The organism is Paenibacillus sp. 01T422 (assembly GCF_056398785.1).
In genome coordinates this window covers 1-8,163 of record NZ_JBFTQB010000200.1, presented here as the reverse complement: position 1 = coordinate 8,163, position 8,163 = coordinate 1, and the positions used below count along the sequence as shown (strand labels likewise).

Genomic DNA, 8,163 nt, shown 5'->3' with positions numbered 1-8,163 from the left:
GCTGTACATTACAGTGGTCAATTAAAACCCATCCCATGAAGGATGCTATTAGAACACCTACTTCGCGAGCAGTTACTTTAATGAAAAAGGAACGGTGTGTACGATGAGTATTCGCATTGAAAAAGATTTTTTAGGTGAAAAGCAAGTACCAGTCCAGGCTTATTACGGCATTCAAACAATGCGTGCGCTTGAAAATTTTCCAATTACAGGCGTTAAAATTCATGCAGAACTTATAACAGCTTTAGCAGAAGTAAAACGAGCAGCCGCTCTGGCGAATATGGAAACCCATATGCTTCCTAAGAAAATTGGTGAACCCCTAGTAAAAGCGGCTGAAGAAGTTAGAGAAGGCAAGCTTCTGGATCAGTTCATCGTAGATTCCATTCAAGGAGGAGCTGGAACTTCGATCAATATGAATATGAATGAAGTTCTGGCCAATCGGGCGTTGGAGCTGATGGGTGAGGAGAAGRGCAGCTACTTTCACTGTAATCCAAACAATCATGTGAATATGTCGCAATCGACGAATGATGTCATTCCTACCGCGATCAAAATTGCCGCCTACCGCTTATCTCAACAATTGATCGAGACCATGATTTCGCTGCAGCGCGCTTTTGCCAGGAAAGAATCAGAATTTGATGATGTGATAAAAATGGGAAGAACGCATCTTCAGGATGCTGTTCCGATTCGTCTTGGACAAGAATTCGGTGCCTATGCACGTGTCTTGCAACGTGATATTAATCGGATTCGCCAAGCTTCAACGGGGCTTTTGATAGTGAACATGGGGGCAACTGCCGTAGGTACGGGGCTGAATGCGAAGACGGAGTATGTCAATCGCGTGATGTTTCATTTGAAAGATGAGTGTGGCATTCCGGTTGAGAATGCTGAGCATTTGGTTGACGGTACTCAAAATATGGATGCTTACACAGAACTATCGGCATCCTTGAAGGTCTGTGCCGTGAATCTGTCCAAAATATGCAACGATATTCGTCTGATGGCTTCAGGTCCGCGGGCAGGTCTAGGTGAGCTGAAGTTGCCTCCAAGACAACCAGGGTCCTCTATCATGCCGGGGAAAGTGAACCCTGTAATGCCGGAGGTTGTGAACCAGGTTGCCTTCCAAGTCATCGGGAACGATCATACGATTTGCTTGGCGTGTGAAGCAGGTCAATTCGAGCTTAATGTCATGGGCCCTGTACTAGCGTTTAACTTGCTGCAATCGCTCAAAATCTTGCGCAACGCGGCGGATGTCTTCGAGCGCTTCGCGATCGAAGGTTTGGAAGCGGACCGCGATCGTTGCCGCACTTATGTCGAGCAAAGCTTCGGCATCGTTACAGCCTTGAATCCGCATCTTGGCTATGAAGTAGCCGCGCAGCTCGTGAAAGAGGCTGTGCGCACAGGCATGACGCTGAAGGAGCTTATCCTTGAGCGCGGATTGCTGACTACGGAGGAGATTGAGGAAATCCTCAATCCGATTCAGATGACGACGCCAGGCATTGCCGGCGAAAGATTGCTGCAGCCTGCCGACTAAGCCAGACCGGGAACGTACAAACGCCCTCACCTCATCGGAATGATGAGGTGGGGGCGTTTTTGTTTATCTTTTATAAGTTGCAAGCCTGGAGCTGCCAATGCCATTGATAAGTAAATAGAAAGTTGCATACATGACAAAGATGACAAAGCCAACTAGCACGCAGAAAATAATAGCTTCCCTATGAATGCTCATCTGCAGCGTTCTCACGATATCTATGTCCAGCAGGGCATCCCAGCTATTCAGTCGATATTCTCTGCCTAGAAGAATGCCGTACCCGCTTAGCAGCGAGGTTAYGATCATGAGCAGCCATGAGATGATGCGGCCCCAGCGTTCCATCATAATGACATGGATCATATACATGGAGCTGCATCCAAGTAATAACCCATTCCACGCATATAAAAAAATGGTGAAAAAATCATTCCAATATGCCATGCTCCAAGCTTTTTTGGTTATGTATAAGTCTTTCAAAAGTGTTAAATGGATGAAATCGGTTATGATATACGGTGCATTTGGCAGGAACAAAAGCCAGGCTAGTCCAAAGATGAACATGAACATATGGACGATAACCGAAGGTCGGCGTGAATGTAATAAATAAGCTAATAAAGCGAAGAGATTGGGTATCCAGGCAAGGAATAGATTCCAATTCAGGAATTCATAATACGTTTGGTTTTTGAAAAACAGGTAGATGCCAATCGTCGATAAGGAAAGCAGGGCAAGTAAAAGCTGTAGAATCCAGTGATTTATCGTTTTCATGCTGATCTCCAGTCCAATGTCCGTCTCGTAAAGTCATCTATATTTTACCAATTAAACCTGTTTGCAACAAGCAGAAAAACCCGTACCCCTAAGGAGGAATACGAGTTTCCGTTCGAGCGGTTAGCTATAAAATTTGTTTGCCCAGCAAGGAACTAATCAGGCCGACAGCTAATTGCGAGGTTTTGTTGTTATCGTCGAGCAGCGGATTGACTTCAACGAATTCAGCGGATGTGACGATGCCAGCTTCATGCAGCATCTCTACGGCGAGATGGGCTTCACGGAATTGAAGTCCGCCTTTCACTGCGGTGCCGGTCCCCGGCGCTTCGAGCGGGTCTAGGGAATCAACATCGAAGCTAACATGCACGCCATCGGTTTTGCCGCTAATATAAGTGATGGCATCCTGCATGACAGCAGCCATCCCTTTGCGATCGATATCATGCATGGTGTAGCACTTGATGCCGAGTGAACGAATCAGCTTTTTCTCACCTTCATCCAGTGAACGGGACCCGATTAGGACGATATTTTCCGCTTTCACCTTGGCTTGATTTCCATTAATGCTGGTTAGCAAAGGATGCCCCATTCCAAGGCTAATCGCGAGTGACATGCCGTGAATATTGCCGGACGGACTAGTATCAGCCGTATTTAAATCAGAATGCGCATCAATCCATATAACGCCTAATTTCGAATAATGCCCGGATAAGCCTGCAAGTGTCCCAATGGCAATGCTGTGATCGCCGCCTATAACGAGGGGGAATTGCCCTTGCTCCACCACTTTGGAAACTTGTTCAGCCAAGCGAGTATTTACGTCTATAACTTCAGCTAAATATTTTAAATTATTTTTTTCCACCTCGGGCGGAAGCGGGGCTGCAGTATCGTTCGGGAGGCGAATCTCCGCCACATGCTGAATCGTCATATCCATTTGCTGCAAGCCCCGCAATAAGCCTGCTTGCATAATGGCTTTAGGTCCTTTACTAGCCCCGCGTCGGCCTGCTCCAAGATCAAATGGCACGCTAATCGCAGCAATCGTCGGTTTGGTACTCATACGATCAACTCCTCTTGTTTGGATGGGGTTGCAAGAAATTCCCTCTACCTTCTGACTAACATTCCCAATTTCGTAAGAACCAATGCTCCTATACTATATGAAAAAAGAACCTTCTGTTCCACTGTTATTGTGGTTTAGAAGGTCTCTAATGCCAAAGTTAAAATGCCCAGTTGCCCTTGCGGAAAATAGGTTCAATACGTCCATCCGCATGCTCGCCGTCAATATCCATGTCGGCAGAACCGACCATGAAGTCAACATGAATCAGGCTGTCATTAAGCCCTGCTTCCCGCTGCTCATCCTTGGACATGGAAGGTCCACCTTCCACGCAAGTAGGAAATGATCTTCCCAAGGCCAAATGATTTGAAGCATTTTCATCAAAAAGTGTATTGAAAAAAATCAGATTTGAGTTGGAAATCGGTGAATCATGAGGCACAAGCGCAATTTCCCCTAGATAATGGGCGCCTTCATCCATTTCGATCATCGCCTTCAGGGACTCAAATCCTACCTCGGCAGCATAGTCGATGACTCGTCCGCTATCGAAGGTAATCGTAAAGTTGTCAATCAAATTTCCTTGATAACTTAGCGGCTTCGAGCTGCGTACGGTACCCTGTGTCCCTAGTCGATTCGGTGAAATAAACACCTCTTCTGTCGGGATATTCGGGTTGAATTCAAAACCTCCCGTTCCGTTCGTTGCAGATCCACCGCGCCAAATGTGGTTTTGTGGCAGCTCGACAGTTAGCTCTGTGCCCGGAGCACGGTAATGAATTTTATGGAACTGCTTCTCGTTAAGCTGTTCTCTTTTGCTGCGCAAGGTAGCGTTATGCTCGTGCCAAATTTGCACAGGATTGTCTTGATCGACGCGAGTCGCTTTGAAAATCGCGTCCCATAGGGCATCGATAGCAGCCCCTTCATCCAAGTCCGGGAACACCTTAGATGCCCAGGCTGGAGTAGGCGCAGCGACAATCGACCACGTCATGAAATAGGAGGACATGCTTTCTCTCCATTTGACCAATTTAGGTCCTGCCGCTTTGGAATTTGCGGCAATACGCGCGGGATCCACGCCTTTCAGCAGTTCAGGATCTACGGCATCAATCAATAGATAAGCGCCGTTATTCTCCGCTAAATCATTAAGTGCTTGAGCGCGCCAGGCAGGATACTCGTCAAAAGCTTCCTCTGGTGCATGCATATATTTTATTTGGGTGCTGATTTCATCCTGCCATTCGATATGTACGTGTTTGGCTCCTGCTTCATAAGCTTTCCGGGATATGAGGCGCACAAGAGCTGGATGGAGAATGGGAGCGTTAATCCATAGTGTTTGCCCGGATTGGATATTCACACCGACGCGGACGATAAGCTCCGCATATTTATCAAGATTACGTTCAAAGGTCATAGAAATCCTCCTTTTTTTCTATAGCTTGCTAGCAGTTTATCGTGGAGTTCGTAAACTGTCAAATAATTTTTACCGTCGTTCTTTCATGAAAGTGCTTGGGTTAGTGCCATGCCATTTGCGGAATTGATTGGTGAAGTGATTATAGTTTTGAAACCCAACGTCATAACAGACGTCTGAAGCGCTTCGCTGCGTATGCTCAAGCAGGAGAGCGGCTTGCTGAATCCGCATTCGGTTGAGGGAATCAATGATGGAGTACCCTGTGCTGGCTTTAAAAAGATGGGCAAGTCGCGACGGGGAAAGCCCGACACGGTGAGCCAATTCATCGATGCGGACAGGTTCGCGCATCTGCTGGGACAAGAGGTGGAGGACCTCTTCAATGCGAGGGTCCATGGTACGGCTTGTTTTCTGCGCCATGATGAGCAGGATTTCCCGCAAGGAGGATAGGATCAACTCAAACCAGTATTCCCCGCGTTCTCTGGAATCCTGCAGGATACGTGAGAAAGCTTGATAGATACGTTCGCGGAGCGACTCACTTTCAATGGCGAGGAAAAGCTGCTCTTCCTTAGGCAGCAGATTCGTTTCTGCGAGGATGGACGGGAAATGAGCCCAAACAAAATGCCAATGCTGATTTTTCCTTGTCCCATAATGCTGCGGTGTTCCTGGAGCTAGCAGTGTGAGATCTCCTGCTCGGCAGCGTCTTTCATTCCCGGCGTGCTTGAAATACCCTTCCCCGTCTAGGGTGAAGCACAGAAGCCAGTCGTTACGTCCTTCAGGGCGAATGGTGACATAGGAATCTGATTCATTGAAATGCCCTGCCAAAAATGAGTTTGCTTCGATATTCATGAAGATCGTTCCTTCCTGATCGCTGCATGTAATGAAATGAGTATAACAGAAAATAGCAGGATTGTAGGATTTATTAGCAGCATTCTTACTTCTGTGAGCGTGCATGATTCGGTATCATGAAAGCATGAAGAATAACAGATAACTTGGAGGGAAGTTAAGATGTCCAAAGCATTGCTTAAATTAACGGAAGAGCAAAAACAGCATTTTGAACGTGAAGGATATTTGATCGTTAAAGGCTTATTCTCAGCGGACAATTTGGCTGAAATTGATGCTACATTTGAAGAAATTTCGATGAAGAAGGTTCCGGGATATTTCGAACCTGATCTGCAGGCAGATGAATCGGACCCTCTGAAGCGTTACCCGCGTGTCATGCACCCACATCGTTTTAATGAGACAGCAAAAAAGTATATGCTGCATCAGCCAGTGATGGAGGTGTTAGCTGATTTGTATGAAGAGGAAGCACTTGCTGCGCAGAGTATGTTCTATTACAAACCGCCAGGCTCTCGCGGTCAAGCACTGCACCAGGATAACTTCTACCTGCAAGTTGAGCCGGGTAACTGTATTGCCGCATGGACAGCTATAGATGCCGCAGATGAGGAAAACGGCAGTCTGCTCGTTGTCCCCAAAACGAATACGCTGGATCTTTCTTGTCCGGATCTCGCAGATGCCAAAGAGTCGTTCACCACGCATTACGTGAAGCCGCCAAAAGACGAAAAGGCGATGCCTGTCGTCATGGAAAGAGGCGACGTGCTATTTTTTAACGGCAATCTGATCCACGGATCATACCGTAACAAAACAAAAGATCGCTTCCGCAGGGCGTTCATCTGCCATTATGCCAATGAATCCGCTACGCACATTAGTCAATATTATTGCCCTTTGTATCGCCAAAACGGCGAGACTGTCGATCTGGAGAATAACCCGAGCGGCGGACCTTGCGGGAATGAATTCGAAGCTTCCTATCCGCATTGAGGCGAGAAAATAAGCTGAACAATAAGGGACTGTTCCTTAGGCCAATCATCGGTCGGGGAGCGGTCTTTTTTACATTTCAGCTAGGAATTGAGTTATTTGGTATGGAAAATTTTCAATTGTTTACAATAGGGGAGGGGTGATTGATTAGATGATGCAGGGATGGATTGCGGGTCTCATGCTTTTGATGCAATTGAATGAAGTGGCGGATCAGATGACCAAGGATGGAAGTTCTCAAATTCAAGCGAATGTGCAGCGTGAGGCTTACAGACTGGATTATGTTGACGTGCCGTTGATCAATAATGAACGATTAGATCGTCTCGTGACCGAAATGGAGAAGAAAGCGTACCGGAAGCCGGTCAATGCCACGATTAGCGATGCGGGAGGCATTGTAAAAGAAATTCCAGGAGCACAGCTGAATCGGCGTGCGTTCGTGGAACAATTTTACAAGCAGTTTTACAGTGAGGGGCCTCTGAAATTCGATGTCCCTGTGCTGCCCATTTATCCCAAAGTGGATAGTGAGCTGCTTGCTAGCATCCGAGTACATCCAATCGGCTATTATGTGACGTATTTTAATTCAAATAATAAGCACCGCTTTACGAATATTAAGCTCGCTACTCAGGCGATTAATAATTACGTGGTCCTCCCGAACGAAACGTTCTCTTTTAACCGGGTGGTTGGCGTTCGTACGCGTGGAAGAGGTTATATGCCTGCGAAGGTCATTGTTAGAGGAGAATTCTCCGAAGGGATTGGCGGCGGTATTTGTCAAACCTCCTCGACCCTTTTTAATGCGGCAGACCGGGCTGGTCTTACCATTGTAGAGAGGTACTCTCACAGCAGATCTGTGCCCTACGTACCTTCAGGAAGAGACGCGACAGTGAACTGGGGTGGTCCGGATTTTAGCTTCAAAAATAACTATAATCAGCCGATCCTCATCAGAGCGCAGGCTTTGCCTGGCAGAATTTATGTCAGCATCTACTCCTCGGAGTTGATTAATCATAAGCCGCGGCACGTCCCAGGCGCTTCCAAAGCTATACCTGAAGAAATAACTGTCGGTGCAGATGCTGAGAATTCAAATTCATAGGCTTTGAGAGGTCAATATATGCATATTTCACAAAATTAAAGCAAAAAATCACAAGACTTCACCTCCACCTTCGGCTAAAATAAAGGGCAGATCATTCAGGTCGAGAAAGGTGGAAATTCGCTTTATGAAAACGTTTTTAGATGAAAACTTCCTACTTACTAATGAAACCGCTGTTCATTTGTTCCACGAATATGCCAAAGATCTGCCGATTATTGACTATCACTGCCACTTAAGCCCTAAAGAGATTTATGAAAATAAACAATTCAATAACATTACGGAAGCTTGGCTATACGGCGACCACTATAAGTGGAGAATGATGCGGGCTAACGGTGTTGAGGAGAATAAAGTTACTGGTGAAGCTAGCGATTATGATCGTTTCGTTGCTTGGGCAGGTACGCTGCCAATGGCGATCGGCAACCCGCTCTACCACTGGTCCCATATGGAGCTTCGCACATACTTTGGTGTGAATGATCTGATCAACGAGCAGAACGCGCCTGCCATCTGGGAAAAAGTGAACGCGAAGCTGGCTGAAGGCGGTTCACGCGCCAGAGACCTGATCACGA

General features: G+C 46.7%; 8 protein-coding genes. 4 read left to right on the top strand and 4 right to left on the bottom strand.

What is annotated here, in order from left to right:
• The first annotated feature begins 103 nt into the window (after positions 1-103).
• Positions 104-1,522: an aspartate ammonia-lyase gene (gene aspA / locus AC1DUA_RS13505; protein WP_477500255.1), complete on the top strand. Its 1,419-nt coding sequence runs from the start codon at positions 104-106 to the stop codon at positions 1,520-1,522.
• Between the two features lie 63 nt (positions 1,523-1,585).
• Here the strand turns inward: aspA and AC1DUA_RS13500 are convergent, their stop codons facing one another.
• From AC1DUA_RS13500 to AC1DUA_RS13485, 4 genes are all read right to left on the bottom strand, one after another.
• Complete coding sequence (locus AC1DUA_RS13500; protein ID WP_477500254.1) at positions 1,586-2,275, bottom strand: DUF1361 domain-containing protein; 690 nt, start codon at positions 2,273-2,275, stop codon at positions 1,586-1,588.
• 124 nt (positions 2,276-2,399) lie between these two features.
• Complete coding sequence (gene rocF / locus AC1DUA_RS13495; protein WP_477500253.1) at positions 2,400-3,317, bottom strand: arginase; 918 nt, start codon at positions 3,315-3,317, stop codon at positions 2,400-2,402.
• A gap of 157 nt (positions 3,318-3,474) precedes the next feature.
• Complete coding sequence (locus tag AC1DUA_RS13490; RefSeq protein WP_477500252.1) at positions 3,475-4,707, bottom strand: aminopeptidase; 1,233 nt, start codon at positions 4,705-4,707, stop codon at positions 3,475-3,477.
• Between the two features lie 69 nt (positions 4,708-4,776).
• Positions 4,777-5,550, bottom strand: a complete 774-nt coding sequence (locus tag AC1DUA_RS13485; RefSeq protein WP_477500251.1) for a helix-turn-helix domain-containing protein — start codon at positions 5,548-5,550, stop codon at positions 4,777-4,779.
• Positions 5,551-5,709: 159 nt separating this feature from the next.
• Between AC1DUA_RS13485 and AC1DUA_RS13480 the strand changes: the two genes are divergently transcribed.
• From AC1DUA_RS13480 to AC1DUA_RS13470, 3 genes are all read left to right on the top strand, one after another.
• Positions 5,710-6,519, top strand: coding sequence for a phytanoyl-CoA dioxygenase family protein (locus tag AC1DUA_RS13480; protein ID WP_477500250.1), 810 nt, complete (start codon positions 5,710-5,712; stop codon positions 6,517-6,519).
• Positions 6,520-6,667: 148 nt separating this feature from the next.
• Entirely contained in the window at positions 6,668-7,600 is a 933-nt protein-coding gene (locus AC1DUA_RS13475) for a VanW family protein (protein WP_477500249.1), read from the top strand.
• 124 nt (positions 7,601-7,724) lie between these two features.
• Positions 7,725-8,163 (top strand): glucuronate isomerase (locus tag AC1DUA_RS13470; protein WP_477500248.1); only part of this gene is annotated, 439 nt, incomplete at its 3' end.